Here is a 25,873-nt window from a genome sequence, read left to right as displayed (position 1 = left end):
TGGCACATTCGAGTGCTTGGAATGAGAGCTGAATCGCTCCACCTTGTAGTGCCCATCACCCTGCTGCCCCCATGTTTCGGCACTTTAACTGTCGTTCTGCCTTCGGCACCGGCAACAGGCAGGCAAATTGGCGGTTCGAATTAGTTCCCTAGAATTTTCTCTGGCCGAGAATTTGCTGCTGATCAAGTGCAAGGGCCGAGCCGAATGAAAGAGGCAGCTCCGCAAAGCCGAACTGACCGAACGTATCCGCGACCCCGCGGCCAAGCTGAGCGAAGGAACAAGATGACCTGGAATGGAGCCGGACCCTGGTCCGGACGCGATGACGGTCCCGGGGTGCAGAACGCACGCTGGCACAACAGCATCAAGCCGTGGCAGGCAGGCGCGGGAGCCGGTGCCGCGCTGCTGGGCTTCGCCAGCGACGAGGGCGTGCGCCGCAACCAGGGCCGCACCGGGGCCAAGACCGGCCCCGCGGCGCTGCGCGCGGCGTTGTCTTCCATCTCTGTCCAGGAACCGGCCACGCTCTTCGACGCCGGCGACGTGGTGGTCGAAGGCCAAGAGCTTGAAGCGGGCCAGGAAGAATTCGCGGAAGCGCTGGCCGGCCTGTTGCGCGACGGCCAATTCACCGTGGGGCTGGGCGGCGGACACGAGATCACCTTCGCGTCCTATGCCGGCATCGCCAAGGCTCTGGGTGCCGCCGGTCCGTGGAGCCTGGGCTGCCTGAATATCGACGCGCACTTCGATTTGCGCGTCGCGCAGGCGGCTACCTCGGGCACCGGGTTTGCGCAGATCGCCGCGGCCGAGGCGGCCGCAGGCCGTCAATTCCGCTACGCCGCGGTGGGCATTTCCGAGGCGTCCAACACCAAGCTGCTCTTCGACCGCGCGCAGGACCTCGGTGTGCAGGTGCTGCTCGACACTGAATGCCATCTGGGCAATCTGGACGCGGTGCGGGAATTTGTAACCGGCTTCGCCGGCACGGTGGACCACCTGTACCTGACCATCGATCTGGACGCCTTGCCCGCGTCCGTGGCGCCGGGGGTGAGCGCGCCGGCCGGCTACGGCATAGGCCTGGAGGTAGTGCGTGCCATCGTGCTGGCGGCGGCGGCCAGCGGCAAGCTGCTTCACGCGGACATCGCCGAATTGAATCCCGACTTCGACATCGACCAGCGCACCGCCCGCACCGGTGCCCGCCTGGTCCACGACCTCATCATGAGCAAAGGCTAAAAGCTATATGGATATACAACTTGACCTGGTGCAGACCTCGGCTCTGGCAATGATCTTGCTGGCCGGCGGCGAATGGGCGCGGCGCAGGATTGGCTTCCTGCAGCGCTTCTGCATCCCGGCCCCCGTGGTCGGCGGCTTCTTGTTCGCGCTGCTGGTGCTAGCGCTGCGTCAGACCGACCTCGCGCAGATCCAGCTCGATACCACGCTGCAGACTCCCGCCATGGTCGCGTTCTTCACGACCATCGGCCTGGCCGGTTCGCTGGCCACCATCAAAAGGGGCGGCAAGCTGCTGCTCATCTACCTGGTGGCCTGCTGGTCGCTGGCGATCATGCAGAACGTGATCGGGATAGGGATGGCCAAAGCCGTCGGTATCGAGCCGATGCTCGGCATCATGGCCGGGGCGGTAGGCCTCGAGGGCGGGCACGGCAACGCCGCGGCCTTCGGCCCGACCGCCGAGGCCATGGGTTTCGAGGGTGCGACCACGGTGGCGATTGCCTCGGCAACCTTCGGCCTGGTGGCCGGCAGCATGCTCGGCGGCATGACCGCCAGCTTCCTGGTGGCTCGGCATAACGTGCAGATCCCCGAAAAGGCCGAACTGCTGGGCAAGATGGCGGTAGCCGGGGCCGTGGCCAAGAACATGGTGACCGGTGCCAATGCCGCCGGAGGCAAGGATGGCGCGGCTGCGGTGGCCACCGACCGGCGGACCGAGGACGCCAACGCCCAGGGCGAAGGATTCCAATACAACCGGCTGCTGACCGTCCTGGTGGTCATTGCCGCACTCATGGTTGCCGGCACGGTGCTCGGCGGCTGGCTTTCGGAGATCACCGGCCTGACCCTTCCCGCCTATGTGGGCGCGATGATTGTTGCGGTGATCTTCCGCAACGTCAATGACAAGCTGGGCTGGTTCAAGATCAGCGACGAAGCGGTCGAGCTGGTCGCGAAGTTCACCCTCGGTTTCTTCCTGACCCTGGCGATGATGAGCCTGAAGATGTGGGAGCTCGCCTCGCTGGCCGGCCCCCTGCTGCTCATCCTGGTGGTGCAGGTGCTGTTCATTCTGGTGTTCGCCGTCTTGGTGGTCTTCCGGATGCTCGGCAAGGACTACGACGCGGCCACCATGGTCGCCGGCTTCATCGGCCACGGCATGGGCGCCGCACCCAACGCGCTGGCCAATATGGATGCCTTCAACTCCAAGTTCGGCGTCCGCTCCGAGCGGGCGTTCCTGATCGTGCCGCTGGCCGGCGCCGTGCTGATCGATATGGTGGCGCTGCCCTGGATCGTGTGGTGCATGAACCTGGTCGGCTAGCCGAGCCCGGGGAGCCAACCCGCCGGTCACCGACCGGCGGGTTGCGGTCTTTGCGTCCCGAGAAAACGATCTCCGTTGCCGGTTTTGCCCGGTCTTGCCCCAGGGACTGCTGGCCGCCCGGAATCTTGCGGCAACCGTTGGGGCTGCCCCAGCTAGAGGTGTTCCAACTCTAGGTCCCGTGGACTATCACCGGTTTATACGTGGTGGTACTTGCCTCCGGCGAGGATGTCTTGGGCGCGGTAGAGCTGTTCGGTGAGGATCAGCCGCACCAGCTGGTGGGGGAAGACCAGCTTGGACAGCGACCAGGCGAAGTTCGCGCGCTGGTGGACCGAGGTGTCCACTCCGTAGGCGCCGCCGATGATGATGACGACATTGCGCGAGGAATCGATCGGAGCGCGAAGCGTGTCCGCCAGCGTGGGGGAGTCCACGTTCTTGCCGCGTTCATCCAGGAGCACCACGAAGTCATCGGCGGAGATCTTCGCCAGGATCCGTGCCGATTCCTCGGTGCGTGCCGCGTCGTTCTCGCGTGATGAATGGTTCAGCAGCTGCCAGGACAAATCGAAGGGCTTCTTCAGGCGTTTTGCGTAGCGGGAGATTCCCTCGTCCACCCAGGACTCGTGCTTCTTGCCAATGGCTAAAACCTTGATCGTCATGTGACTATTCTTCCGCATGAGCCGGCATCGCCGGTGTGCCCGGCTGGCCACTACGATGGAAGTCATGAGATCTTCCTGGTATTTCCGTCAAGGCCAACGGCCCCGCGGCACGCAGATCCTGTGGATCATCTTTGGCCTCGTGGTTGCCATGTTCTACTTCACTCGTCGGGTGCTGGTCTCGCTGCATGTGGGAGGCTGGGCCAAAGACTTGGATGAGCCGGCATACCGCTGGGCCTTGGAGCATCAGGTCCCCGCGTGGCAGTCCCTCGCCGAGCTGCTGTACTTCTGGGGTTCCACCCCGGGAATGACGCTGATCATGCTGGTGCTGACCGGGCTGCTGTGCTGGTTCACGCGCAGCGTTTGGCCGTTGGCGGCGGTCGCCTTCACGGCGCTGGTCTCGGTGCTGCTGACGGTGCTGCTGAAGGCGAATCTTCGGGTGCCGCGCCCGCAAGGGATCCCAGGCGGACCCGCGCCGCCCGAATCATTCTCGTTTCCCAGCGGGCATACGCTGAACGCGATGGCGTTGATCGGCATCGCCAGCTATCTGGCCATCGTCTACGGACTGCGCCGCTACGCCTACCTGATCGCTATCCTGGCCGGACTGTTTATTCTCGCCATGGGTGCCTCGCGCATCTACCTCGGGCATCATTGGGTTTCGGACGTGGTGGTGGGGCTGCTCATCGGGGCGGCCTGGGCTGCGGTGGTAGCGATCCTGCATTTCTACTTCGTGCCCCGCCGGCCGGTGGTTAGCCGCCCATCACGCGGATCGGCGAACCCTTAGCCCAGGCGCGGATGTTCTCCACCGAGTCCCGGTAGAACATTTCGAACTGTTCGGCGGTCACGTAGCCGATATGCGGGGTGGCGATCAGCCCGCGCGTGCGGGTGAGCTGGTCAAGCACCGGCAACGGTTCCACATCGAATACGTCCACGGCCGCCAGCCGCAGCAGCTGGTTCTCCAAGGCGGCGATCAGCGCCGGGGTTTCTACAATGCGGCTGCGCGAGGTATTCACCAAGATCGCTTCGGGCTTCATCCAGGACAGCTGCTTGGCGGAGACGACCCCGGTGCTGCGCGCGGAGAGCTTCAAGTGGATGGTGAGCACGTCGCTGGTGGCGAAGAGCTCGGCTTCGGAGACCAGCTCGACGCCCACCTCGGTGGCCCGGGCCTTGGTCAGATTCTGGCTGTAGGCGATCACCCGCATGCCGAAGGCCAAGCCGACCTTGGCCACCCGCGAGCCGAGATTCCCCAAGCCGTACACGCCCAGGGTTTTGCCGGCCAGCCCGATGCCGAAGGACGACTGCCAGGGCGCGGATTCGGTGCGCGGCGAGTCGGTGGAGAACAGCTCCACGTCGAGCCGGCGGGCGGCGGCGAGAATCAGCGCCCAGGTGTGCTCCACCGCGTCGGTCGGAACGTACCCGGTATGGGTAACGAGAACATCGTGCGCCGCGGCAGCATCCAGGTCGATCGATCCATTGCGCCGGCCGGTGGAAACCAGCAGCTTCAGGTTGGGCAGCCGCTGGAAGCGGGCATCGGTGAAGGGTGTGCGCTCGCGCATCGCCACGATGGCATCAAAGGGTTCCAAAGCCGTGCAGACGGCGCTGTCCTCGTGGCCTAGGTGCTCGTTGAATACGGTCAATTCGGCGTTCAGCTCGGCCGCGAGCTCGTCGAATTCCGCGAAGTCGCGAGCCGCGTTCTGATAGTCGTCCAAGATAGCAATGCGCATGCCTTCATCATATGCGTGGGCGGGCTTTGGCACCGCAGCTTTGAGCCAATGAGTCGGCCGCGCGGGACCGGCGGGGCAGGCGAAGACACAAAGAAGGTGGCGCCCGCATTGGATTATGCGGACGCCACCAGAAGCTGCTGCAGACTACTCGGTGACCTCGAAGGTGAGTTCCTCGGTGAAGGAGCGGCCGTGGACATCGGTAGCGGTGACCGCGGCGGTGTGTTCTCCCACCGGCAATCCCGTGGGCAGTTCAAGACGCCACAGGTGGGTGGTCTTCTCGGCCAGCCCGCCACCGTGGACGAACTGTTCGGCGATGGCCACCGGATCGGAGTATTCGGCGCCCACCAGTGGACGTTCCCCCGCCATCTGCTGGGTGCGGGTGGCCGGCGAAGCTTCTCCGCCATCCAGGGTGACCTCCACGCTCGAACCGGTGCTGCCCATCCAGAAGTTCGTGGTCAGCCAGGTCTCTGCGGAGAGCTCGGCGCGGCTCACGGACAGGGGATTTTCAAGTGGGTCCACCGTGCCGCGTGGCTGGTCGAGGTATTGTGCGTACCATTCGCGGTAGGCCGGGGTGTTCAGGCCCAAGGCCATCTGCTTGGTCTCGTCGCCGCCGGTGACGGTGAAGCGTTCGGTGATGACGTCATTCTTGATATCGAGGGTCAGTACACCCGGAGGGGTGCCATCACGCTGAATGGACGTGGGGTATCCGCTGTCGGTGACTCGGCCCGCGTACCACTGCCCGGAGACCGCCGGGACCGTCAGGTGGGTGAAGGGCAGTCCCTCCGCCCCAACCTCGTCACGCCATCCGTCCAGCAGATCCCCGGCACGCAGGTTCTCGGACATGTGGGTGTGCCCGCCCAGCGACACGACTTCGCGGCCCTCAAGGATCTCGTAGATTTCCTTGACCTGCTTGGTGGTGTGCGAATCGCTGTAGAAGAATTCCAGCAGCGGGCTGTGCCCGGCCAGCACGATGGCCTTGTTCTTGGGAACCTTGGCGATATCCGCGCGCAGCCATTGGAGCTGCCGCTCGCCCAGATCATAGGTGTAGTCGCTCTTCTTGGCGGGAACTTTCGTGGGGTACGCGATGGTGCTCAGCGCGACCACGTGCGCCTTGCCAGCGTCATAGGAGTAGTACTCCGGACCGAATTGGGCGCGGTAGCTGTCGAATTCGTGCTCGCCGTCCAGGGCGTCAAAGTCCATGTCGTGGTTGCCCGGAAGGAAGCGTGCCGGCCCGTTGAGCATGGAGGTCAGCTCTCGGGTCTGTGCGAACAAGGACAGGTCATCTTCGACCAAGTCGCCAATGAACAGCGCCCCGCATCCGGTGTAATCGGTGCGCTCGGCCAGATCGGTGAAGACGCCGTTGCGGGCGAATTCAACTTCTTCCTGGTCGTAGGTCTGCACGTCCGCGCCGATGAGGCAGCTCTGCTCCGGGGACTGGGTGGCGGAGCTGCGGGTCAGCGGGAAGTTGACGGCTTGCGGCAGCGGGCCGGTGGGCTCGATTCCGCCGTATTTCAACTCCGGTGAACCTTCCGAAAGGTGGGTGTAGGAGAACTGGGCGACGTTGTTTTCATCAACCGGCACCTGGTAGCCGCGCGGTTGGGTGACGAACATGGTCATATTCTCGAAGGACGGCAATTCGTAGCGTCCCTGGCCGTCCGTGGTGGTCACCTCGCGTCCGTTGGAGACGGCGACCCCTGGCCTGCCCGGCTCGTTGGAGTCATGCTTGGAGTTTTGGTTGCTGTCCTCGAACACCACACCATTGATGGTGTTCGGGGTTACAGCCTGGTCTTGGGTGGGGGTGGGAATCGTTTCGACGGTGCCGCGGTAGGCGCTGGATTCCCAGGTGGCGCCGGATGTATTAGCCGGTTCAGGAATAGGGGAGGAATTCGCTGCGGTAAGGGCAACCGAGGTTGCAACGACGACCAGAGCGCCTGCGGTGAGTCGTACGGGGGTGATGCGATTGGTTTTGCCGGGTCGAGCGAATGATTTCACGAACGTTCCTCCGGGGTGGTGACCATCTGCCGGACCTTTGGCCGGCCAGAGCCAACGTTGCCAGCCGGAGGTAAATAGCAAGCCCTGCTGAGGTAATCTCGAATAATCGATCTCGTTAAAACTAACTCGGTGTCTTGGGCTTATTTAACGTGTTCATGCGTCGAATACTAGGAGTCAGAAGTGGATTTAGCGCATGCCCTGCTGGCCGGACGGCGCGGGCGACGCCTGCTGTGGGAATTTGCGCTGGCCGGCGAAGAGCAGACGCTGCCTGCCTTTGATGAGCATCCGCTGCGTTCGGGAATGTTCCATGCCGCTTATCAGGTAGAAGCATGCCGCGGTGATTCCGTGGTCATGTTCGGGCCGGGAGCCGAGGTGGGACGCGGGATCAAAGTCGGTTTGGAAGAGCTTGCCGAACTCTTGAATGCCACCGAGCTAGTTGCGGTGACCGACATGCTCCTGAAGGCGGCGCTGGAACGCTCAGTCGATGCTGCCAGATACTGGCAGGAACCGGATGGCGAAGACACGCTGTTGGCCGCGCCGGTGCTCGCGGAGCCGCTGCAACGAATCGCTGGACACATTGCGGACTCCGGCAATGCGCAATGGTGGTGTGCGCCCGTTGATCTGCGCTCACAGTTTCACGTGGAATTTGATCAACTAGATCCCAGCGCTTCGGTGACACTCGCAGACTGCAGCGTGGCCAACGAACTCAAGCGCTGGAAGGAACTGCTGATCTTGACCGAGGAGCGTTCTGCCGCCGAAGAGCCGACACCGGCCAGCGCAAACCTCAGCGGCGATTGGTGGTCCATGCCCAGCATGAACCTCGTGGCCACCAGCGGAATTTTCGCCGACAGACAGCCTGTGGGCTTGAGCTGCGTCGAAGACGGTTTCGGCTGGGAACAAGCGGTGACCCGAGCGGCGAGCGTGCCGCCCTCGGCGCGGATCCTGGAGCTCTCTCATGGTGCCGATTGGGTTCGGCTGTGCCGCAAATACGGCATCGAGGTCACCGCGGGCAAACGCCACGACTGGTATCGAACCACCGGCCGCGACGGCTCCTGGGTGATGCCCGACTGGTCGCTGGTCGCGCAGCACTACGACGGCGTGCATCTGAGCGTGGCCGGATATCTGGGCCTTGCCGGAGAATGCCTTGAAGTAGACGAAAATTTCGCCAGCGCGATCGCCGGATGGGACCCGGATAAGACCTATTGGTTCACCGATGAAATCAGATTCTATGCGGAACCCGTGAATTGGAGCTGCCTGGATGCAAACAGCGAGGCGCGCCGTTGGGTTTGCACGACGGGACAATAGAATTCATGAGCAGGTCACGGGCGCAGCTGAACGGCCGGAAATCTGGTGCAATGGAAGCTATGACTGAAGCGAAATCCGAAAACCTGGCCGCTGCTACCGAGATCCTGCTGCAATTGCGCTGGTCGGATCAGGACGCATTGGGGCATGTGAACAATGCCCGCATCGTCACGCTGATGGAAGAGGCACGCATTCGCTGGACTCGTGAAGACGGCAAAACCGGCCGCTTCGAATTCGGCACGGTCGTCGCCTCGATCCAGGTCGACTACCTGCGCCCGCTCTACTACCAGCCGGAAATGCTGATCCGCATGGGGATTACCCGCATCGGGACCAAATCCTTCAGCGTACGCGGGATCGGCTATCAGGAGGGTCATCCGGTCTTCGACTCGACAACGGTGATGGTGCCTTTGGCCGCGGATGGCAAGTCCTCCAGGGCCCTGAGCGAATTCGAACGGGTTTGGCTTGAAAACTCAGTGATTGACTCGCACGCCTAAGCCCTACCCAGCGTAAATGAGCAGTGGCCCCAAGTGAATCTACTGATTCTCTTGGGGCCACTGGCCGGTGTTGGCGCGAACCGCTACTTTGCGGGGTCCTGCGCGGCGTACTCATCCAAGACCTTCTTGCCAATCTTGAACGCGACATTCGCTGCCGGGACCGAACAGTAGATGGCGCACTGCAGGAAGACTTCCTTGATTTCCTCGGAAGTCATTCCGTTGCGCAGGGCGGCATGCACATGCATTTCAAGCTCTTCCCAGTAACCGCCGGCAATCATGGCGGTCAGCGTGATGGCGCTGCGCGTGGTGCGCGGCAGGCCGTCACGGGTCCAGATGGTGCCCCAGGCGTAGCGGGTGATCATTTCCTGGAATTCGTCGGTGAACTCGTTCGAATTCTGGGTGGAGCGGTCCACGTGCTCGTTGCCGAGTACTTCGCGGCGAACCTCCATTCCCGCGTCGTAGGCATCGCCGGGCAGTCGTTGTGAATCAGGCATATCAGCGGCTCTCTTAATTAATTGGCCAAGAAGAACTCAGCCAGCAAGGCTGCGGTCTCTTCGGGTGCTTCGGCCGGGGCCATGTGACCTGCGGAATCGATGACCGCCATGGTTCCGTGGGGTGCATTTTCGGCGATGAACTGAGCGTCCGCTGGAGGGCAGACCTGGTCCTGTGCGCCGTTGACGGCGATGATCGGATCGGTGGTTGCGATCAGCTGTTCGCGCACGTCGAAACCGGCCAGCGCGCCGCAGGCGTGTGCGTAGGCAAAGCGGTCCGCGTCCTGCAGGCTGTGCAGCAGGTCGGTGGAGATCACCGGCTCCTTCTCGATGAATCCGGGTGCGAACCAGCGTTCGGCGGACCCGGCGACCATGGTCGGGGTTCCGGCTTTGGCCACCAGTTCGGCACGTTCGGTCCAGCCCTCGGGGGTGCCGATCTTCGCTGCGGAGCAGATGGAAGACAGTGCGTTGAAGTAACCCGGGTAGTCCACGGCCAGTTGCAGCGCGGTGGCGCCGCCGAGTGACACACCGGCGTAGTACAGCTTGCTGCCTTCGGCGATAATGCCATCGGCACGCAGTGCTTCGACTACCTTGGTGACACCGGTGGCCAGCTCAGACAGGGAGAATGCTTCGGTGGATGGCTTGCTTTCGCCATGCCCCGGAAGGTCCCAGGCGATGACCTGGAACTTTTCCTTGAGGTAAGGCAATGCCGGGGCCCACAGCGGCAGGACGGCGGTGCCCAGCGACGGGCCAACGATGAGGGTGGGAAGTTCCTTGTTGGTGTGCAACAGGGAGGGGGTTAATTGTGGGACTGCCATAGTTCCTTCCGTGCCGAGTATTCGGCGAGTACGGTTTCGGTGAAACGATCCGCGGCACCGAGGTAGCCGGCGGGATCTAGTAATTCGAAGAGGTCTTGGTCGCTCAGATCATGCATTGGTATTTCCAAGCGCAATAGCTCGCGCAGGGAAATATCATCCTCCAGGCTGCGGCGCACCAGCGCCTGGATGGCGGGCTTGCCGCCGGAGACCAACGGAGCCAGAACGGTAGCGAGGCGTTCGGAGAGCACCGCATCCCCGCCCAGGGCGAGGTTCCGCTCGATGGCTGGAAGATTTACGATGAGCCCGTTGGCGAGGGAAGACCCATGGAACGCTGCGCCCGAAGCCAACCGGGCCAGTTCGCGCAGTGCGTTCCATTCGGAGTGCCAGCCGCCATCCGGACGTTCATCTACGGCGGTGCCGGCAGCGGTGAACAGCGTGGAGAGCAAACCGGGGGAGCTGAACGCAGCATTGCGCAGCAGTATCGAACGTACCGGATTCTGCTTTTGCGGCATGGCCGAGGACCCGCCCTTGCCGGCTTCGCGTGGTTCGGACAGCTCGCCGATTTCCGGCCGGGAGGCGGTAAGCACATCTGCGCCGAAGGTCCCCAGCGCGGCAATGGTTGCGGCCAGTGCTGAACCGATCTGCACAATGGGCATCCGGTTGGTGTGCCACGGGGTGCCCGGATCAGACAAGCCCATCAAGCGCGCCAAATCCGTGCCCAGTTGCTGGCTGGTCGCTGGTGCCCCGGTTCGGCTCGACAGGAACTGCTCGAGGGAAGCGAGGGTTCCCACTGCGCCGCCCCACTGCAGGGACAGCTGCTTCGATGCGGATTCCAGCTGCTGCTCGGCGCTGAGCACTGCCGACAACCAGCTGGCCGCCTTCCAGCCGAAGGTGGTTGGCAGCGCGTGCTGGGTCAGCGAGCGGGCAATGCAGATAGTCCCGCGATTGGCCTGCGCCAGGTGAGCCAGTCCCTGCGCGGCACGGCGCAAATCTGCCAACGTCTGGCCGGCAGTCTTGGACAGAACCAGCATCAAGGCGGTGTCGATGATGTCTTGGCTGGTGGCCCCGCGGTGCAATGAGGCACTTGCAGATTTTGGCGCACCATCGGCGTGGAGCAACTCGCGCATCATGCCCAAGAGCGGGATCAAGGCATTGGCTCCATCAGGAGTTTTGGAAGCCAGCAAGGCCAGATCGTAGCGCTCTACCTTGGATACCGCCCGAACGGCCTGCGCGTCTTGGCCGGTGCACAGGCCTGCTTCAGCCTGGACTTGCACCCAACCGGCCTCAACATCCAGCATGGCCTGGACGAAAGCGGCATCGCTGGCCAGTGCCGCCACTGCGGTCCCGGCCCATGCGGGGGAGAGCACGCCGTAATCTGCGCCGTCCATTCGTTTCCTCGCTTCTTCTCTGCAAGGGCGCCTGCCCCTGCTCTAGAACTCTAGTGCCCTGCAACGGGCAAAACCCCGCGGGGTGCCCCGGCGCCCGTAACACTTCGGGCGCCGGGGCGAACCAGCGGGGTGTCGGCTAAGCCTTAGTTTTCGCGCGGGTAGGAGAGGAACACCGTTTCCAGATCTCCTTGCAGGCGAATATCAAAACGTAACGAACCATCTTCTTCGCGGGTTGCGATCAGCGTCTGGCGCTGTTCGTCATCCAGCGCGGCGAGCAGCGGATCGCTGGCCAGCGCCGCGGTGTCCTCGGGCAGGTAGATGCGGGTGAACAACCGGTTCAGCAGGCCGCGGGCGAAAACCGTGAGCACGATGAACGGCGCCTTGCCGGCCTCGGTGGCGCCCGGGTTCAGCGTGGTGAAGGTGTAGTGTCCGACGTTGTCCACCGCGGTGCGGCCCCAGCCGGTGAAAGTGTAGCCGTCGCGAACCAGCGAGCCGTCCTTGGAGACCACGTTTCCGTGCTCATCGGCCTGCCAGATTTCCAGCAGTGCGTCCGGGATGACCTCGCCCTTGCCGTCGGTGATGACCCCGTGCAAGCGGACGGAATTCGGGTTGGCCTGGTTGACCAGCTCGTTGTCGTTTTCGTATTGAAGCGCGTAGCCGTAGAACGGGCCGATGGTCTGTCCCGGGGTGGGGGCTAGCTTGAGTTCTGGTGCTTGAGACATTTAGTGATCTCCCTCTTCGTCTTCCATCCAGGTCCGGTTGGACCCGGTGAGCACGATGTCCCAGTTGTATCCGGTGGCCCATTCGTGGCTGGTGATCGAGTGGTCGTAGCTGGCGACCAGGCGGTCGCGGGCGTCCTTGTCCGTGATGGCCTGGTAGATCGGGTCCAGGCTGAAGAGCGGATCGCCCGGGAAGTACATCTGCGTGATCATGCGCTGGGTGAAGTCGGTGCCGAAGAGCGAGAAGTGGATGTGCGCCGGGCGCCAGGCATTGTGGTGGTTCTTCCACGGGTACGGTGCCGGCTTGATGGTGGTGAAGGAGTATTCGCCATTGGGTCCGGTGATCGCCCGGCCCACGCCGGTGAAGTTCGGGTCGATCGGGGCAGGGTGCTGGTCGCGCTTGTGGATGTAGCGTCCGGCGGCGTTGGCCTGCCAGATCTCCACCAGCTGGCCCGCGACCGGGCGGCCGTCGCCGTCGAGCACGCGGCCGGCCACCACGATGCGCTCGCCGATAGGCTCGCCGTTGTGCTGGATGGTCAGATCCGATTCCAGGGCGTGCACGTCGCGCTCGCCGAAGGCAGGGGAGTACAGCTCGATGGTCTCGGGATCCACGTGGTGCAGGTTCTTCGTGGGGTGGCGCAGCAGCGAGGAGCGGTAGGGGGCGAAGTCGATGCGCGGCTGCGTCTCGGCCTTCTTGCCCTCGACCACCGACTGGCGGTAGGCCGCATGGATGTCGGTGATTTCCTGGCTGATGGCTTCCTGCGAGAGTGTCGTGGCTGCGGGGTCCAGCACGTGCGAATCGTTGAACGTCTCGTTCGCTGTGGTTTCTGTGCTCACTGCGTGCTCCTTTCGATGGGGCGTAATGGTGTGGTGGAGAAAAAGCGGGGTGCAGGCTAGGCGTGGGGCCAGCCGGTATAGGACTCGGCCAGGTATTGCTGTCCGTAGCGCGAGGAGGTGACGGTTTCCAGCTCGCCCAAGGCGCGCCGGGCCATGAACGGGTCGCCGCCAACCGGGGTGTGCAGCATGGAGGTCATCCAGTAGGAGAAGTTCTGCGCCTTCCAGACGCGTTTGAGCGCCAGCTCCGAATAGCCGCCCAGCAACTTGTCGCTGCCGGTGGAGAAGTAGGAATCCAGCGCTTCGAAGAGGACCTTCACATCGGCAAAGGCGAGGTTCAAGCCCTTGGCCCCGGTGGGCGGCACGGTATGTCCTGCGTCGCCGATCAAGAACATGCGGCCGTGGGAGAGCGGTTCGCGCACGAAGGAGCGGAACTTCAGCACGGTTTTGTCGAAGATGTTCCCGGTCTTAAGAGTGAACCCGTCCGGCCCATCGACGCGGCGCTGCAGCTCGGACCAGATCCGGTCATCGCTCCAGGTGTTGACGTCCTCGTTGGGATCGCACTGGAAGTACATGCGCTGGACGGTCTCGGACCGTTGGGAGATCAGCGCGAAGCCATGCGGGGAGTTGGCATAGATGAGCTCCGGTGCGCTCTTGGGGGCCTCGGTGAGGATGCCGAACCAGGCGAAGGGGTATTCGACCTTGAAGTCCTTGCGCACAGTTTCCGGCATCTGGCGCCGGGCGAAGGAGCGTGAGCCGTCGGCCCCGACGATCACCTCCGCATGCACCTCGAAGAGGCTGCCCTGCGCATCGGTGAAGCGGAACTTCGGGGTGGAGGTCTCCACATCCAGGATCTCGGTGACTTCGCAGGAGTACCGCACGTCTCCGGCGTCGCGCTGGCGGGCCGCAGCGAGGTCAACAAAGACCTCGTTCTGCGCATACAGGGTGACGGTGGCATCGACCAGGTCGCGGAAGTCCAGCGGGTGGGATTCGCCGTTGAAGCGCAGGTCGATGCCGGCGTGCTCGTCGCCGTGGGTGAGCACGCGTCCATCCACGCCGGACTCGGTGAGCATCTTGACCGCTTGGGCTTCGAGGATGCCGGCGCGGTGGGTGTTGCGGATGGTCTCGTGGTCGCGCATTTCCACGACGAGGTTGTCGATGCCCGACTTGGAAAGCAGGTGCGAAAGCATCAGGCCTGCGGGGCCGCCGCCGATAATGCCGACCTTGGTCTTGATGATCCTACGACTCTGAACCATGGGAACCTGCCTATCTGTGCGGGACCATCGGCATCGAATTTCGGCGGCGCTGCCGGAATCCCTGTGCGTGGTCGAGGAGGTGGAACTTCCTCAAGGATGCGGTGGAATCTTCCGGCCAAGCATCAGTCGTCTCATTGAACGAGAAAACTTGGTCTTTGGTTACGCCGGCTCATTTCGAGATTGCCACGAACGGCTTTGCGCCTCGGCAAGACGGTTGGGCCGGCAACGGCGCGCATCGCCGAGATAGCCTAGGGCGGGGTCGAAGAATCCCGGGTAGGTGGCACTTGTATTCACCATCCGTGGTCCGTGAATTATTCTGTCCCCGGCCCCAAGGCGCGGGAAATGCCGCGTGCCGCGGTCCGCAGCGCCATGACGGCCGAGGGCAGCAGATCGGAGCCCCTCGGAACCACCACGGAGAGCACGGCCAGTGCGTGGCCACGGGCATCGAGGATCGGTGCGGCGGCGCCGGTGGACTCGGGGTCGATGAACCCGTCGAAGGTTGCGAACCCATTGCGCCGGATCTCCGCCAGCTCGTGGCGCAGCTTCGGGTGCCGGGACAGCATGGCCTCTGAGTGGCGTTCCAGATAGCTCTCCAGCACATCTGCGGGGGAGTAGGCCAGTAACGCCATGCCCATGGAGGTCAGATGCACCGGCATCCGCCCGGCCACATTGGCCTGGTTGACCACGGAGCCGGGTCGGGAGAGCCGCTCGATCACCAGAACGTCATCCTCGTGCAGTACCGCCAGCTGGGTATTCTGTCCCACCAGCTGGTTGATGTCCTCCATGAAGGGCAGGGCCGCTTGGCGCAGGGTCAGCGTGGAAGCGCTGCGGTTAGCCAGCTCCCAGAGCCGCAGCCCCAGGCGCACTTGGCCGTCAGGGTCGCGGGCCAGCAGGCCATGGGTGACCATATTTTCCAGCAACCGGTAGGTGGTTGCCCGGGGCACATCCGCCCGGCGGGCCAGCGCGTTGACGGTCAGCGTCGGATTTTGCGCGTCAAAGGAATCGAGGATCCGCACCAAACGGTCCAACATTGAATCCCCGCTGGGCGAATTGGCCATGGATCTACTCTAAACCAGCGGTCCGCGCGGTGCTTCGCGATGACCCGACAGTCCGCTAGGTCATGGCCCGGCGCTGCCGGCAATCTCCGAAGCCTGCGCAGGGTCAGCGAGATCTTGCTCGGCGTGAAATGCGTGCCAGCTGTTGGCGGCATGCCGCAATGAATGCCGAATGAACAAAATGTTCACTATTCAGCCATCGTTCCCGTTGGGGCGCTACCGTATCGGGGACAGAGATCCCAAGCGCGGCGGCGAATACCAGGCCGTATCCTGCGAGCATTTCGCGGAGCGCCGGGTGGCTATGGCCTACGACGAGCATGGCGAGTTTGCGGGATCGGTCGGCAATATCGCCGTGCCTCATGCTGAAATTGATAAGTCGGCCGGCTAGCACTCGATCGGAGTGGAGTTCAGCGCCCAGTAAAGGCTACGCGGGCCTGGGTCGGTATGCTCGACGCTAGTGCAAGCAGCTATGCAAACGGGGGCTCTGCTCCACTAGTGGGACCGAGATTTGCGGCCCCCTCGGCCCGATTTTCTGCCGGCGCCGGGCCGGATGTCTATTGAAATGACTCTTGAATGGGACTTCGGCAACTGCTAAAGTTCATACTACGAACAGAAGTTCACAGTGTGAACAAAGCGCAGCGATGGAGCAGTGGATACATGCAGCAGGCATACCTTTACGACGCAATCCGTACCCCGTTCGGCAAGATCGACGGAGCCCTTTCCTCCCACCGCCCGGACGATCTCGCGGCGCACGTGGTGCGCGAATTGGTGGCCCGTGCCCCAAAGCTTGATACCAACTCCATCGACGAGACGATCTTCGGCAACGCCAACGGCGCCGGCGAAGAAAACCGCAACGTGGCGCGCATGGCCACCCTGCTTGCCGGTCTGCCCACCTCGCTGCCCGGCACCACGATGAACCGCCTGTGCGGCTCCTCCCTGGATGCCTCGATCGCCGCGTCCCGCCAGATCGCCACCGGCGATGCTGACCTCGTGCTGCTCGGCGGCGTCGAGTCGATGAGCCGTGCGCCTTGGGTACTTCCAAAGACCGAGCGTCCCTTCCCGATGAGCAATCTCGAGCTGGCGAACACCACCTTGGGCTGGCGCCTGGTCAATCCGGCCATGCCGGGGCAATGGACCGTCTCGCTGGGTGAAGCCACCGAGCAGCTGCGCGAAAAGCACAGCATCACCCGCGAGGACCAGGATGAATTCTCCGCCCTCTCGCACCAGCAAGCGGCAGCGGCCTGGGACGCTGGCAAGTACGATAATCTGGTCGTTTCGGTGCCGCCGGCGAACAAGCGCGGGACCGAGTTCACCCGTGATGAGACCATTCGCGCGGATTCCACCGCCGAGACCCTGGCCAAGCTGCGCACCGTCTTCCGCACCGGCGAGAACGCCACGGTCACCGCAGGCAACGCCTCGCCGATGAGCGATGGCGCCTCGGCGGCCTTCATCGGCTCGGCGCGCGGCGGCGAGCTGCTGGGCGCCGCCCCGCTGGCCCGCATCGTTTCCAACGGAGCTTCCGCGCTGGATCCGCAGTTCTTCGGCTTCGCGCCGGTGGAGGCCGCGAACAAGGCCCTGGCCAAGGCCGGGCTGAAGTGGTCGGATATCGCCGCCGTGGAGCTGAATGAAGCGTTCGCGGCGCAGTCGCTTGCCTGCATCCGCGCCTGGGATATCGACCCAACCATCGTCAACGCCTGGGGCGGCGCAATCTCCATTGGCCACCCATTGGGCGCCTCGGGTCTGCGCATTCTGGGCACCGTGGCACGTCGCCTGCAGGAAACTGGTGAACGCTATGGCGTGGCAGCGATCTGCATCGGTGTCGGCCAGGGCCTGGCAGTAGTCATCGAGAACGAAAACGCTACCAAGTAGTCCAACTGCTTCGGTCCACGAATCTCTAGAAAGGCAGAATTATGGCACCACGTATAGCCAGCTCGGCGGCGGACGCCGTCGCCGAAATCAAGGACGGCTCCACTGTCCTGATCGGCGGCTTCGGCAACGCCGGCCAGCCGATGGAACTGATCGATGCACTCATGGAGTGCGGCGCCAAGGACTTGACCGTCGTGAACAACAACGCCGGGCAGGCTGACGCGGGCCTCGCGTTGTTGATCAAGGAGCGCCGGGTCAAGAAGATCATCTGTTCCTTCCCGCGCCAGTCGGATTCGTGGCACTTTGATGAGGCTTACCGGGCCGGCGAGATCGAGCTCGAACTGGTTCCGCAAGGCAACCTGGCCGAGCGTATCCGCGCCGCAGGCGCCGGCATCGGTGGTTTCTTCACTCCGACCGGTTACGGCACGCTGCTGGCCGAAGGCAAGGAAACCCGGGTCATCGAGGGCAAGGGCTATGTCCTGGAACCCCCGATCAATGCGGACTTCGCGCTGATCAAGGCGCTGAAGGCCGATACGCAAGGCAACCTGGTGTACCGCAAGACCGCGCGGAACTTCGGCCCAATCATGGCCACCGCGGCCAAGCAGGCCATTGTGCAGGTGGACGAGGTTGTCCAAGCTGGCGACTTGGATCCGGAGAACGTCATCACGCCGGGCATCTATGTGGATACCGTTGTGGCACTTGGAGGGAACAAATAATGAGCAACTACTCCAGCACGCAAGAAAAACTCAGCCGCGACGAAATGGCTCAGAAGGTTGCCGCAGATATTCCGTCCGGCGCCTTTGTGAACCTCGGCATCGGCCAGCCGACCAACGTGTCCAACTTCCTGACCAGTGAGCAGGGCGTGACCCTGCACACCGAAAACGGCATGCTGGGTATGGGTCCGGTAGCTACCGGGGATGATATCGATGATGATCTGATCAATGCGGGCAAGATCCCGGTGACCGAACTTCCTGGAGCTTCTTTCTTCCATCACGCAGATTCCTTCTCCATGATGCGCGGCGGACACTTGGATGTCTGCGTACTTGGAGCCTTCCAAGTTTCCGAATCCGGCGATCTGGCCAACTGGCACACCGGTGCCGAGGGCGCGATCCCTGCCGTCGGTGGCGCCATGGATCTGGCTATCGGTGCGAAGCAGACCTGGGTGATGATGAGCCTGTTCACCAAGACGGGTGAATCAAAGCTTGTCGAAGCACTGAGCTACCCGGTGACCGGTCTAGGATGCGTCTCGCGGATCTACACCGAAGTGGCAATTTTTGAATTGCGCGACGGGAAGGTCTTCGTACGTTCCTCGCACGGAATCAGCTTCGATGATCTGCAGTCCAAGGTGCCGGTAGAACTGACCAAAGCCTAAAACACAGTAGATTAGTGGGGGTGCTTCCGAGTTTTTTTCGGGGCACCCCCAATTTTCATAACCTGCGCGCCGCACGGTGAGGCGCGCGCAAGGAGCACGGTGAGCGAGCAGGCAGCAAGTAGTACGTCGGTCCAGTCCCTGGCGCGGGGCCTTCAGGTGATCAGCAGCTTCGACGCTGAGCATCCGTCGATGACGCTCTCCGAGGTCGCGGTGCGCACCTCGCTATCACGCGCCACCGCACGCCGTTTTCTGCTGACCCTGCAAGATCTGGGTTATGTCCGTTCTGATGGCAAGCATTTCGAGTTGACCTCCAAGGTTTTGCAGCTGGGCTACTCCTATTTGTCCAGCGCCACGTTGCCGCAGCTGATCGAGCCGGTACTGGAAGAGCTCTCGGCGACGGTCCATGAGTCGGCCTCGGCCTCGGTGCTGGACGGAACCGAAATTGTCTATATCGCCCGCGTACATACCCGCTCGATCATGCGGGTCGGCATCTCGGTGGGCACCCGCTTCCCCGCAGTGAATACCTCGATGGGCCGGGTGCTCCTGGCCTACCAGCCCGAAGCGGTGCGCGAATCCGTGCTGGCTGCCGGGGTGCATGCGACCACAGGGCTGGGCATCGACAGCGCGGATCAGCTGCGCGTGGAGCTGGAGCGGATCCGCGCACAGGGGTTCGCCGTGGTGGACCAGGAGCTGGAAATCGGGTTGCGCTCGGTGGCGGTCCCGGTTTTCAATTCGGAGACAAGCGTGGCGGCCGCGATGAATGTGTCGATGAGCGTGCACCCGAATTCGGCATTAAGCGCCGAGCAGGCGGCGGAAGCCGTTCTGCCCGAATTGCTGAAGGCCGCCGAGCAGGTGCGCGAAGCCCTGGCCGCGAGCCGCTGAACAGCTACAGCTCACGCGCATCGCGCCGGATTGGATGGCGCTCGGGAACCTGTACCAGCACGATGCGGGTCCCGTCGGGATCCTGGATCCATCCTTCGATGAGACCCCATGGCTCCGTGAGCGCTTCGCGGAGGATGGGCACTCCCTGGCCAGCCAGCAGCTCCAGCTGGGCCCCCACATCGCGGACCTGGATCCACAGCACCAGGGACGAGGTAGCCTCGGGGGCGCGTTGTCCGGAGACCTCCAGCAGTCCGTTGCCGAGGAAAAACACCACGCCGCGGTGCTCGGGCGGCCCGAACTCGCGGGACACCGCCAACTGCAGCACGTCGCGGTAGAAGCTCTGGGTTTCGGCCAGGTTCACGGGCCGCAGCAGCACTCGGCTTGAAAGGATTTCCATGGGAACCAATCTATCCGGCGGCCGTTGTGCAACCTAGCTCCGCGGAGGGGGAGACCTCCGGCGGGGAAAATTAAGGTTCTCAAAGAATTTGTTGTAACTTCAACTAAATCCTGTAAAATTGTCGTAGCGGAGTCCTTCGCCGCTCCAAGGCGGCAACGGAAACCCAGCCATCGCCGGGCCCGGCCCGGAAGCAAATCACAAGGAGTTGACCCGCCATGACCCAGATACTGAGCGACATCCGTTCGGCAGATTGGAACCGCGCCGCCGAATCCGGCGCGGTAATCCTGTTTTTGCACGGCTTCGGCTCCAACGAAAACGATCTGAGCTCGCTGGCGGAGCCGCTCGGATTCAAACTGCCCTGGGCATCGCTTCGCGCCCCGCTGGAACTCGGCAACGGCGGCGCCGCCTGGTTCCAGATCACCACCCCGGGAGTGCCCGACGCGGCACCCGTCGAGGCGGCCACCGCGGCCATCTGGGCCTGGATCGATGAAAACCTCGATGCCGGCACGAAGATCATCCCCATCGGCTTCTCGCAGGGCGGGCTGATGGCCAGCCAGCTGCTGCGCACCCGTCCGGAGCGCGTACTAGCCACCACGATCCTCGGCGGATTTGTGCTCGGCGGCGAGCAGCCGGCCGATGCCCGGCTCGCCGCTCAGCGTCCGGCGGTGTTCTGGGGCCGCGGCACCGAGGACCGGGTGATCGCCCCAGTGGCGATCGCACGCACCACCGGCTTCCTGCCCCAGCACTCGTCGCTGACCGAGGCACCTACCCGGGGCTGGCCCACGGGATCAACCTCGATGAACTGGACGACGTGCGCAGCCACGTCACCGAGCAGCTGGCCGCCTTGCCGGTCGGCAAAGACTGAGCCCGCGGGCACCTTGTGAGATCGGGATCTCCGGTTTCGGTGAACCGAGCAGAGGCGCCCAGGGTCAGTCGCTGGAGCGGTAGCACTGGTGGTCAAGGGTAATCTTGGTTCATGGCCAGGGTAGAACGAACGTTGATTGAAATCCGCGCGGCAATCGCGAAGTTGCATCGCGCCGCGGCACACGATCGGGATCCGCAGCGTGCCCACGCGGCGCACTGGCTCGACGGGCTCTTTGAAAACGTTGAATCCCGTGCACAATTGCGCGAGGCGTCCAGACAGGCCTTGGAGCTCTACCGGGGAGGAATGGGTTCTTTCCAAGACGTGGGTACCGCGGTCATGGCTGAGGCCGTGGACGGACTGCGCCATGCGCTAAGCGCAGCCCGCTCGTGGTTGCTGCGGGACTAATCGCGGCTCGTTGGGCCCGCCGGAAGAACCCGGCAAATCGACCGGCTGGCCCGCAGATTTTTTATTCGACGGTGAACGATACTCAAGCACGAGGCTGCAGAAGCTAGGCGATCCGGTTGAAGCGTGGCCCGCGATAGCCCTCGCGCTCTATCACTTCCTCGAACATTGCCTGCGGGCGGGCCCAAAAGCTGTAGTCATCATAGAGCTTGCGGTAGAACACCAGCGGCTCCTCGGTTTCACTGTGCCTGCCCACGGCCAGCACCTCATAGCGCTGTCCCTTAAAATGTTCGTAAATGCCTGCTTCAACGCTCAATGGGTGGCCTTTCCTGCCAGAAGATGCAAATTAGCGTGGACCATGTTCGCGAGCACCGCTGCGCTGGTCCAAGAGGTGATCCAGGATCGGGTCCAGCACGGCCAGACCATCGGCCACGCCGCCGGTGGATCCGGGCAGGGTCAGCACAAAGCTGTTCCCGGCGAACCCTGCGACGCCACGGGTCATGATTGCCATCGGGGTCATCGCTTCGCCGCGCCGGCGGATGGCCTCGATGATCCCGGGCAACTGCACATCCAGCAGCGGGGCGACCATCTCCGGTGACTGATCATCCGGGGAAACTCCGGTTCCTCCGGTGACAACCACCACGCGGGCTCCGGCGGCAAGCTGCTCTTCCACGGCAACGCGCACCGGTAGTCCATCGGCGGCCACCAGCGGCTGGGCGGCAGCAAAGCCGCGTTCGACGAGCCACCGGGCAATGACCGGGCCGGTCTTGTCCGTGGCGGTTCCGGCCGCGCAGCTGGTGGAAGCAACAATGACCGCGGCTCGGTCGCCGCCTGCCTTACCGCTGATTGTCACGAGTCCAGTCCCCGCTCTTTCCGCCGGACTTCGACAGCACCTTGATGCCGGTGACTTCGGCGTGCTTGTCTACCGCCTTGGTCATGTCGTACAGGGTCAGGGCCGCGACGCTGGCAGCGGTTAGTGCTTCCATCTCCACACCGGTGACCCCCTTCGTGGTGACCTGTGCGGTGATGCGCACGGTGTCTGCCTCGGCCGCGAAGTCCACCGAGACCTTGGAGATCGGCAACGGGTGGCATAGCGGCACCAGTTCCCAGGTGCGCTTTGCCGCCATGATGCCGGCCACGCGGGCGGTGCCCAGCGCCTCGCCTTTGGGCAGGTTGCCGCTCATCAGCTGCTCGATGACATCGGGGCGGGTAACGAACAGCGCCTCGGCGGTGGCCACCCGCTTAGTGACGGTCTTATCGCTGACATCAACCATGTGGGACGTGCCATCGGCGCGCAGGTGGGTGAGGCGTTGGTTCTCAGACATTAAAGCTCCAGGTTTCAATTTCTGCGCCGGCGGGCAAATGGGTCAGCCCCACCGGTAGATGGACTAGCGCATCGGCTCGGGCAAGATCATGGATCAGGTGCGAGCCCGGAGCGAGCACGGTGACCTGCCCATCTGCCAGCATCGCGCGGCGCACCTGATGTTTGGATCCGGGGGAGCTGACCTCATGGGCAAGCACTCCGCGCGTTGCCTGCGGCTGTGGAAGAGCTGCGAAAGCGCGCAGCAACGGGGCGAGGAAGAGCTCGGCGGAAAGCAGCGCGCTGACCGGGTTGCCGGGGAAGCAGAGGACCGGGGTGCGCGAACCATCTGGGTTTTCCAAGCGCGCATGTCCCTGGGGCCCGCCGGGTTGCATCGCCACATGATGGAAGTCGCCGCCCAGGGGTTCGAGTACCTGGCGAACCACCTCGAATGCCCCGGCACTGATCCCGCCAACGGTGAGCAGCAAGTCAGCCTGCGCGGCATGCTTCAAGAGATGTTCGGAGAAAGCCTGCGGATCATCGGGCAAGCGCGCCACCGAGACCTCGGCACCGTAGTTCCGCAAGAGGGCGGCGAGCATCGGGCTATTGGCATCCGGGATGCGCGCAGCCGCGACCTCGGATCCGGGAGCGGCCAGCTCGTCGCCGGTGGTGCACAGCAGCACCTGTGGTCGTGCCTGTACCGGAACTTGATGCACGCCGCTGGCTGCCAGCGCGCCGATCAAGGTGGGGGTCAGCAGCTCGCCGGCTTCGGCCACGACCGCGCCGCCGGCCAGTTGTTCGCCGGCCTCGCGGATGAAACGCCCCGCGCCGCTTGGCCCGGTAAAGGTGGCCGTGCCGCTCGGCGTGCCTGCACCGACCCGAACCAGCGCAGGAAAAGCTGCAGAAACCGTCTCCTCGATGGGAACCACGGTGTCTGCCCCGGAGGGGATGGGAGCGCCGGTCATCACCGGGATGACGGTACCGGGTTCAAGGGTCAATCGCGGGTCGCCGGCCGCGGCGGTGAAACCAAGCGGGAAGGTCAGCGGGGATTGCCTACTGGCCGCGGCGAGCTGCTGCGAGTGAAGGGCGTAGCCGTCCATCTGCGAATTGGTAAAGGCGGGGATCGGCAGGGTGGCGGTCATTTGCGCGGCGGTGACCCGACCGGCGAGCGCAGGGTGGCCGACGCTCAAGAGTTCCGGCGCTTCGCCGCGAAGGCGCTGCAGCATTGGCGCCAGCAGATCGCGCACATGGACGCGGTGGGATTCGAGAGTGCAACTCATGAAGGGTGGTTACCCGCCGGCGAAGGGTGGAAGCACATCAACGGTCAGCGGTTTGCCGTCTGTTTCATCCCCGGCGGTGCGCAGCGCACCGGTATCGCGGCGGACCGTGCCGTTGACCAAGAAACTTCCGGCGTTGAGCACTTTTGCCATCTCTTGGCCGTACTTTTCCTGGAGTCCGGCGCGTAATTCCGCGAGCGTTGTCACGGTTGGCCAATGCTCCTCTTCGGTGCCGGCGGCCTGGGCGGCGGCGGCGAAGTAACGGATCAGGATCGAGGTCATATCTCCATGCTATCTTGTGCGTAGCGGGCAGGTAAGTCGATAAACGCGTAGGATCCCAGTATGAATCAAAGCGTATCTCCGGGTGGTGCCACGCCTCCTGCCGCGGTGCAGGTGGGCGCGGAACTCAACGACGAACAGCGCGCTCGTGCCCAGCGGCAGCTCTCACTGCCCGGCTTCGGTTTTGAGTCCCAGCGCAGGCTCGCCCACGCGCGGGTCTTGGTCATCGGCGCCGGTGGACTCGGGTGCGCGAGCGTGCCGTATCTGGTCGGGGCCGGGGTGGGGACCATCGGGCTGGTTGATGATGATGTGGTCGAACTTTCGAATCTGCATCGGCAGGTTGCGCACACCACGGCGAACCTCGGCGTGGCCAAGACCTCGTCTTTGGCGCAGGCGGCCAGGGCGCTGGACCCGAGCATTACGGTTGTTGAACACAACCTGCGGTTGACCGCCGAGAACGCCTTGGAGATCTTTGCCGGCTACGACCTGGTAGTTGATGGGAGCGATAATTTCCCCACCCGCTATCTGGTTAATGATGCGGCTCAGCTCAGCGGGATTCCGTTGATCTGGGGATCCATCCTCGCCCATCATGGGCAAGTCAGCGTGGCTTGGCATGAGTACGGCCCGGGCTACCGGGATCTGTTCCCGAGTCCGCCGGAACCGGGCACCGTGGTGAACTGTGCCGTCGGCGGGGTGCTGCCGGGGCTCTGCGGAACGGTTGGTTCCTTGCTGGCCACCGAAACCTTGAAGGTGATCACCGGACTAGGCGACCTGCTCATTGGCCGGGTGCTGATCTATGACGCGCTCGCCGGCCGCACCAGGGAAATCGCCTACGGCCGTGACCCGCAAGGAAATCCGGTGAGCGAATTGATCGACTACGAACTATTCTGCGCCGGCGCGGAACCGCAGCCCGAGGCGATCTCGGCCTCCGAGCTCGCGGGAATGATGCGTTCCGGTGATGCCCCGCGCTTGCTTGATGTGCGGACCTTGGCAGAACGCGAACAGCTGCGCATCGCCGGATCCCAGTTTGTGCCGTTGGATGAGCTTGAAGCGGCTTCCCAAGCGGAGCAGGCATTGTTCCTGCCCGGTAGCGGCGAGCTGATTGTCTATTGCGCCCGTGACCCCCGGTCCATCCGTGCCGCACAGCTATTAGCCAAGCGCGGGGTGCCGGTGCGCTACCTTTCAGGTGGTATCCACGAGTTCGCCCCGCTTGCCCCGGAATTCACCGCGACGGATGCCGCGATGGCATCAACAGACAGCTTGAAGGAGAACTCATGACCGAGTTGAACAATTCACTTGCCCGCATCAGCACTGAGGCCATCGATGAGACCGCGGTTCGAGCGGCGGTGGACGGACCGGACGCCGGAGCGGTGGTGATGTTCCATGGCATCGTACGCAACCATGACGGCGGCGAAAAGGTCATGGGACTGGACTACTCAAGCCACCCGCAGGCCGAAGAGTTCCTGGCCAAGATCCTGGCCGAAGAGCAGGAACGCTCCGGGGTGCGTATGGCGGCGGTGCACCGCGTGGGGGAACTGAAAATTGGCGACGCTGCCTTGGTCGCGGCGTCTGCTGCCGCGCACCGTGGCGAGGCCTTCGCCGCCATCGAAGCGCTGGTTGAGCGCATCAAGCACGAGGTGCCGATCTGGAAGCGTCAGCATTTCGAAGCGGGAACCAGTCAATGGGTGGGACTCTAAGCACGGAGACATTAGCCACCGGTTTCAGTCATCTCGGCGCGGCTGAGGTGACAGCAAAGCTAGATCTGCCGCAAACGACGAGGGATATTCGCTTAGACCGGTGGTTTTCTGGCTTGGCGCACAGCGACAGCAACCCATAGGGCAGCAAGCGCCAGCATCGCACCGCCTGGCCAAACCGTGCCGGTTGTCATCTGCCAAACACCCACGATCAGGAAAAGCGCCGCGAGAACCGAGGCAGTTGTGGGTGAAACCGTGGAATTCTTCATGTCACCAATTTCCGCTTAGTCCC

General features: G+C 63.5%; 31 protein-coding genes. 14 read left to right on the top strand and 17 right to left on the bottom strand.

Features of this window, described 5'->3' with window-relative positions:
• Window positions 1-282 precede the first annotated feature (282 nt).
• Together hutG and ACT3UA_RS07285 are read left to right on the top strand one after the other, a co-directional pair.
• Window positions 283-1,221 carry a formimidoylglutamase gene (hutG, locus tag ACT3UA_RS07290; protein WP_096285486.1) on the top strand — a complete coding sequence of 313 codons (939 nt, stop codon included), beginning with the start codon at window positions 283-285 and terminating at the stop codon, window positions 1,219-1,221.
• A 7-nt stretch (window positions 1,222-1,228) separates the two neighbouring features.
• Entirely contained in the window at window positions 1,229-2,524 is a 1,296-nt protein-coding gene (locus tag ACT3UA_RS07285) for a sodium/glutamate symporter (protein WP_444615767.1), read from the top strand.
• A 194-nt stretch (window positions 2,525-2,718) separates the two neighbouring features.
• On the opposite strand, the gene ACT3UA_RS07280 is transcribed toward ACT3UA_RS07285, so the two are convergent.
• Window positions 2,719-3,177: a 23S rRNA (pseudouridine(1915)-N(3))-methyltransferase RlmH gene (locus ACT3UA_RS07280; protein ID WP_444615765.1), complete on the bottom strand. Its 459-nt coding sequence runs from the start codon at window positions 3,175-3,177 to the stop codon at window positions 2,719-2,721.
• A gap of 64 nt (window positions 3,178-3,241) precedes the next feature.
• On the opposite strand from ACT3UA_RS07280, the gene ACT3UA_RS07275 reads away from it, so the two are divergent.
• Entirely contained in the window at window positions 3,242-3,958 is a 717-nt protein-coding gene (locus ACT3UA_RS07275) for a phosphatase PAP2 family protein (RefSeq protein ID WP_444615763.1), read from the top strand.
• On the opposite strand, the gene ACT3UA_RS07270 is transcribed toward ACT3UA_RS07275, so the two are convergent.
• Window positions 3,924-4,898, bottom strand: a complete 975-nt coding sequence (locus ACT3UA_RS07270) for a D-2-hydroxyacid dehydrogenase family protein (RefSeq protein WP_096285478.1) — start codon at window positions 4,896-4,898, stop codon at window positions 3,924-3,926. The genes ACT3UA_RS07275 and ACT3UA_RS07270 overlap by 35 nt on opposite strands.
• A 144-nt stretch (window positions 4,899-5,042) precedes the next feature.
• The gene (locus tag ACT3UA_RS07265; RefSeq protein WP_444615761.1) at window positions 5,043-6,890 is read right to left on the bottom strand and encodes a calcineurin-like phosphoesterase C-terminal domain-containing protein; all 1,848 of its coding nucleotides are present in this window, start codon (window positions 6,888-6,890) and stop codon (window positions 5,043-5,045) included.
• A 180-nt stretch (window positions 6,891-7,070) separates the two neighbouring features.
• On the opposite strand from ACT3UA_RS07265, the gene ACT3UA_RS07260 reads away from it, so the two are divergent.
• On the top strand, window positions 7,071-8,195 hold the full coding sequence (locus ACT3UA_RS07260; RefSeq protein ID WP_096285474.1) for a hypothetical protein: 1,125 nt from the start codon (window positions 7,071-7,073) through the stop codon (window positions 8,193-8,195).
• 50 nt (window positions 8,196-8,245) lie between these two features.
• The gene (locus ACT3UA_RS07255; protein ID WP_255248404.1) at window positions 8,246-8,686 is read left to right on the top strand and encodes an acyl-CoA thioesterase; all 441 of its coding nucleotides are present in this window, start codon (window positions 8,246-8,248) and stop codon (window positions 8,684-8,686) included.
• An 83-nt stretch (window positions 8,687-8,769) separates the two neighbouring features.
• On the opposite strand, the gene pcaC is transcribed toward ACT3UA_RS07255, so the two are convergent.
• From pcaC to ACT3UA_RS07215, 8 genes are all read right to left on the bottom strand, one after another.
• Window positions 8,770-9,180 carry a 4-carboxymuconolactone decarboxylase gene (pcaC, locus tag ACT3UA_RS07250; protein WP_096285469.1) on the bottom strand — a complete coding sequence of 137 codons (411 nt, stop codon included), beginning with the start codon at window positions 9,178-9,180 and terminating at the stop codon, window positions 8,770-8,772.
• 17 nt (window positions 9,181-9,197) lie between these two features.
• The gene (locus ACT3UA_RS07245) at window positions 9,198-9,995 is read right to left on the bottom strand and encodes an alpha/beta fold hydrolase (protein ID WP_176484144.1); all 798 of its coding nucleotides are present in this window, start codon (window positions 9,993-9,995) and stop codon (window positions 9,198-9,200) included.
• On the bottom strand, window positions 9,977-11,383 hold the full coding sequence (locus ACT3UA_RS07240) for a lyase family protein (RefSeq protein ID WP_096285467.1): 1,407 nt from the start codon (window positions 11,381-11,383) through the stop codon (window positions 9,977-9,979). The genes ACT3UA_RS07245 and ACT3UA_RS07240 overlap by 19 nt, the downstream gene beginning before the upstream one ends.
• 143 nt (window positions 11,384-11,526) lie before the next feature.
• Window positions 11,527-12,105 (bottom strand): protocatechuate 3,4-dioxygenase subunit alpha, encoded by a 579-nt coding sequence (gene pcaG / locus ACT3UA_RS07235; RefSeq protein WP_096285465.1) that lies wholly within the window; start codon window positions 12,103-12,105, stop codon window positions 11,527-11,529.
• Window positions 12,106-12,939, bottom strand: a complete 834-nt coding sequence (gene pcaH / locus ACT3UA_RS07230; RefSeq protein WP_096285464.1) for a protocatechuate 3,4-dioxygenase subunit beta — start codon at window positions 12,937-12,939, stop codon at window positions 12,106-12,108.
• Between the two features lie 56 nt (window positions 12,940-12,995).
• Entirely contained in the window at window positions 12,996-14,192 is a 1,197-nt protein-coding gene (locus ACT3UA_RS07225; protein WP_096285463.1) for a 4-hydroxybenzoate 3-monooxygenase, read from the bottom strand.
• Window positions 14,193-14,351: 159 nt separating this feature from the next.
• Window positions 14,352-14,489 carry a hypothetical protein gene (locus ACT3UA_RS07220; protein WP_444615756.1) on the bottom strand — a complete coding sequence of 46 codons (138 nt, stop codon included), beginning with the start codon at window positions 14,487-14,489 and terminating at the stop codon, window positions 14,352-14,354.
• A gap of 14 nt (window positions 14,490-14,503) precedes the next feature.
• Entirely contained in the window at window positions 14,504-15,250 is a 747-nt protein-coding gene (locus ACT3UA_RS07215) for an IclR family transcriptional regulator (protein ID WP_096285461.1), read from the bottom strand.
• A 169-nt stretch (window positions 15,251-15,419) separates the two neighbouring features.
• Between ACT3UA_RS07215 and ACT3UA_RS07210 the strand changes: the two genes are divergently transcribed.
• From ACT3UA_RS07210 to ACT3UA_RS07190, 5 genes are all read left to right on the top strand, one after another.
• The gene (locus ACT3UA_RS07210; protein WP_096285459.1) at window positions 15,420-15,635 is read left to right on the top strand and encodes a hypothetical protein; all 216 of its coding nucleotides are present in this window, start codon (window positions 15,420-15,422) and stop codon (window positions 15,633-15,635) included.
• 269 nt (window positions 15,636-15,904) lie between these two features.
• Complete coding sequence (locus tag ACT3UA_RS07205) at window positions 15,905-17,116, top strand: thiolase family protein (protein WP_444615753.1); 1,212 nt, start codon at window positions 15,905-15,907, stop codon at window positions 17,114-17,116.
• 41 nt (window positions 17,117-17,157) lie between these two features.
• Window positions 17,158-17,829 carry a 3-oxoacid CoA-transferase subunit A gene (locus ACT3UA_RS07200; RefSeq protein ID WP_096285455.1) on the top strand — a complete coding sequence of 224 codons (672 nt, stop codon included), beginning with the start codon at window positions 17,158-17,160 and terminating at the stop codon, window positions 17,827-17,829.
• Entirely contained in the window at window positions 17,829-18,485 is a 657-nt protein-coding gene (locus ACT3UA_RS07195) for a 3-oxoacid CoA-transferase subunit B (protein WP_096285453.1), read from the top strand. The genes ACT3UA_RS07200 and ACT3UA_RS07195 overlap by 1 nt, the downstream gene beginning before the upstream one ends.
• Window positions 18,486-18,584: 99 nt before the next feature.
• Window positions 18,585-19,367, top strand: coding sequence for an IclR family transcriptional regulator domain-containing protein (locus ACT3UA_RS07190; protein ID WP_176484143.1), 783 nt, complete (start codon window positions 18,585-18,587; stop codon window positions 19,365-19,367).
• Window positions 19,368-19,371: 4 nt separating this feature from the next.
• Here the strand turns inward: ACT3UA_RS07190 and ACT3UA_RS07185 are convergent, their stop codons facing one another.
• Complete coding sequence (locus ACT3UA_RS07185; protein WP_096285448.1) at window positions 19,372-19,764, bottom strand: VOC family protein; 393 nt, start codon at window positions 19,762-19,764, stop codon at window positions 19,372-19,374.
• A 215-nt stretch (window positions 19,765-19,979) separates the two neighbouring features.
• Between ACT3UA_RS07185 and ACT3UA_RS07180 the strand changes: the two genes are divergently transcribed.
• Both ACT3UA_RS07180 and ACT3UA_RS07175 read left to right on the top strand, forming a co-directional pair.
• Window positions 19,980-20,648, top strand: a complete 669-nt coding sequence (locus ACT3UA_RS07180; RefSeq protein WP_096285446.1) for an alpha/beta hydrolase — start codon at window positions 19,980-19,982, stop codon at window positions 20,646-20,648.
• Between the two features lie 92 nt (window positions 20,649-20,740).
• A complete protein-coding gene (locus tag ACT3UA_RS07175; protein ID WP_096285444.1) occupies window positions 20,741-21,034 on the top strand; it encodes a DUF6966 domain-containing protein in 294 nt (97 codons plus the stop codon).
• 103 nt (window positions 21,035-21,137) lie between these two features.
• Here ACT3UA_RS07175 and ACT3UA_RS07170 read toward each other — a convergent pair whose 3' ends face one another.
• Genes ACT3UA_RS07170 through ACT3UA_RS07150 form a run of 5 tightly spaced genes read right to left on the bottom strand, consistent with a single transcriptional unit; the run spans window position 21,138 to window position 23,890 of the window.
• The gene (locus tag ACT3UA_RS07170) at window positions 21,138-21,347 is read right to left on the bottom strand and encodes a DUF1653 domain-containing protein (protein ID WP_096285442.1); all 210 of its coding nucleotides are present in this window, start codon (window positions 21,345-21,347) and stop codon (window positions 21,138-21,140) included.
• A gap of 30 nt (window positions 21,348-21,377) precedes the next feature.
• Window positions 21,378-21,884: a molybdopterin-binding protein gene (locus ACT3UA_RS07165; protein WP_343252120.1), complete on the bottom strand. Its 507-nt coding sequence runs from the start codon at window positions 21,882-21,884 to the stop codon at window positions 21,378-21,380.
• The gene (moaC, locus tag ACT3UA_RS07160; RefSeq protein WP_096285440.1) at window positions 21,868-22,356 is read right to left on the bottom strand and encodes a cyclic pyranopterin monophosphate synthase MoaC; all 489 of its coding nucleotides are present in this window, start codon (window positions 22,354-22,356) and stop codon (window positions 21,868-21,870) included. The genes ACT3UA_RS07165 and moaC overlap by 17 nt, the downstream gene beginning before the upstream one ends.
• Window positions 22,349-23,611, bottom strand: coding sequence for a molybdopterin molybdotransferase MoeA (locus tag ACT3UA_RS07155; protein ID WP_096285438.1), 1,263 nt, complete (start codon window positions 23,609-23,611; stop codon window positions 22,349-22,351). Before ACT3UA_RS07155 ends, moaC begins: the two co-directional genes overlap by 8 nt.
• 9 nt (window positions 23,612-23,620) lie before the next feature.
• Window positions 23,621-23,890 (bottom strand): MoaD/ThiS family protein, encoded by a 270-nt coding sequence (locus ACT3UA_RS07150; protein WP_096285432.1) that lies wholly within the window; start codon window positions 23,888-23,890, stop codon window positions 23,621-23,623.
• A gap of 60 nt (window positions 23,891-23,950) precedes the next feature.
• Here ACT3UA_RS07150 and ACT3UA_RS07145 point away from each other — a divergent pair, with 60 nt between their 5' ends.
• Both ACT3UA_RS07145 and ACT3UA_RS07140 read left to right on the top strand, forming a co-directional pair.
• Window positions 23,951-25,165 (top strand): ThiF family adenylyltransferase, encoded by a 1,215-nt coding sequence (locus ACT3UA_RS07145; RefSeq protein ID WP_096285431.1) that lies wholly within the window; start codon window positions 23,951-23,953, stop codon window positions 25,163-25,165.
• A complete protein-coding gene (locus ACT3UA_RS07140) occupies window positions 25,162-25,584 on the top strand; it encodes a molybdenum cofactor biosynthesis protein MoaE (RefSeq protein ID WP_096285430.1) in 423 nt (140 codons plus the stop codon). The genes ACT3UA_RS07145 and ACT3UA_RS07140 overlap by 4 nt, the downstream gene beginning before the upstream one ends.
• Window positions 25,585-25,873: the final 289 nt, after the last annotated feature.

It is taken from the genome of Glutamicibacter sp. 363 (genome assembly GCF_052379505.1).
Lineage (GTDB): Bacteria > Actinomycetota > Actinomycetes > Actinomycetales > Micrococcaceae > Glutamicibacter.
This window is presented reverse-complemented; position numbering and strand designations above follow the sequence as displayed.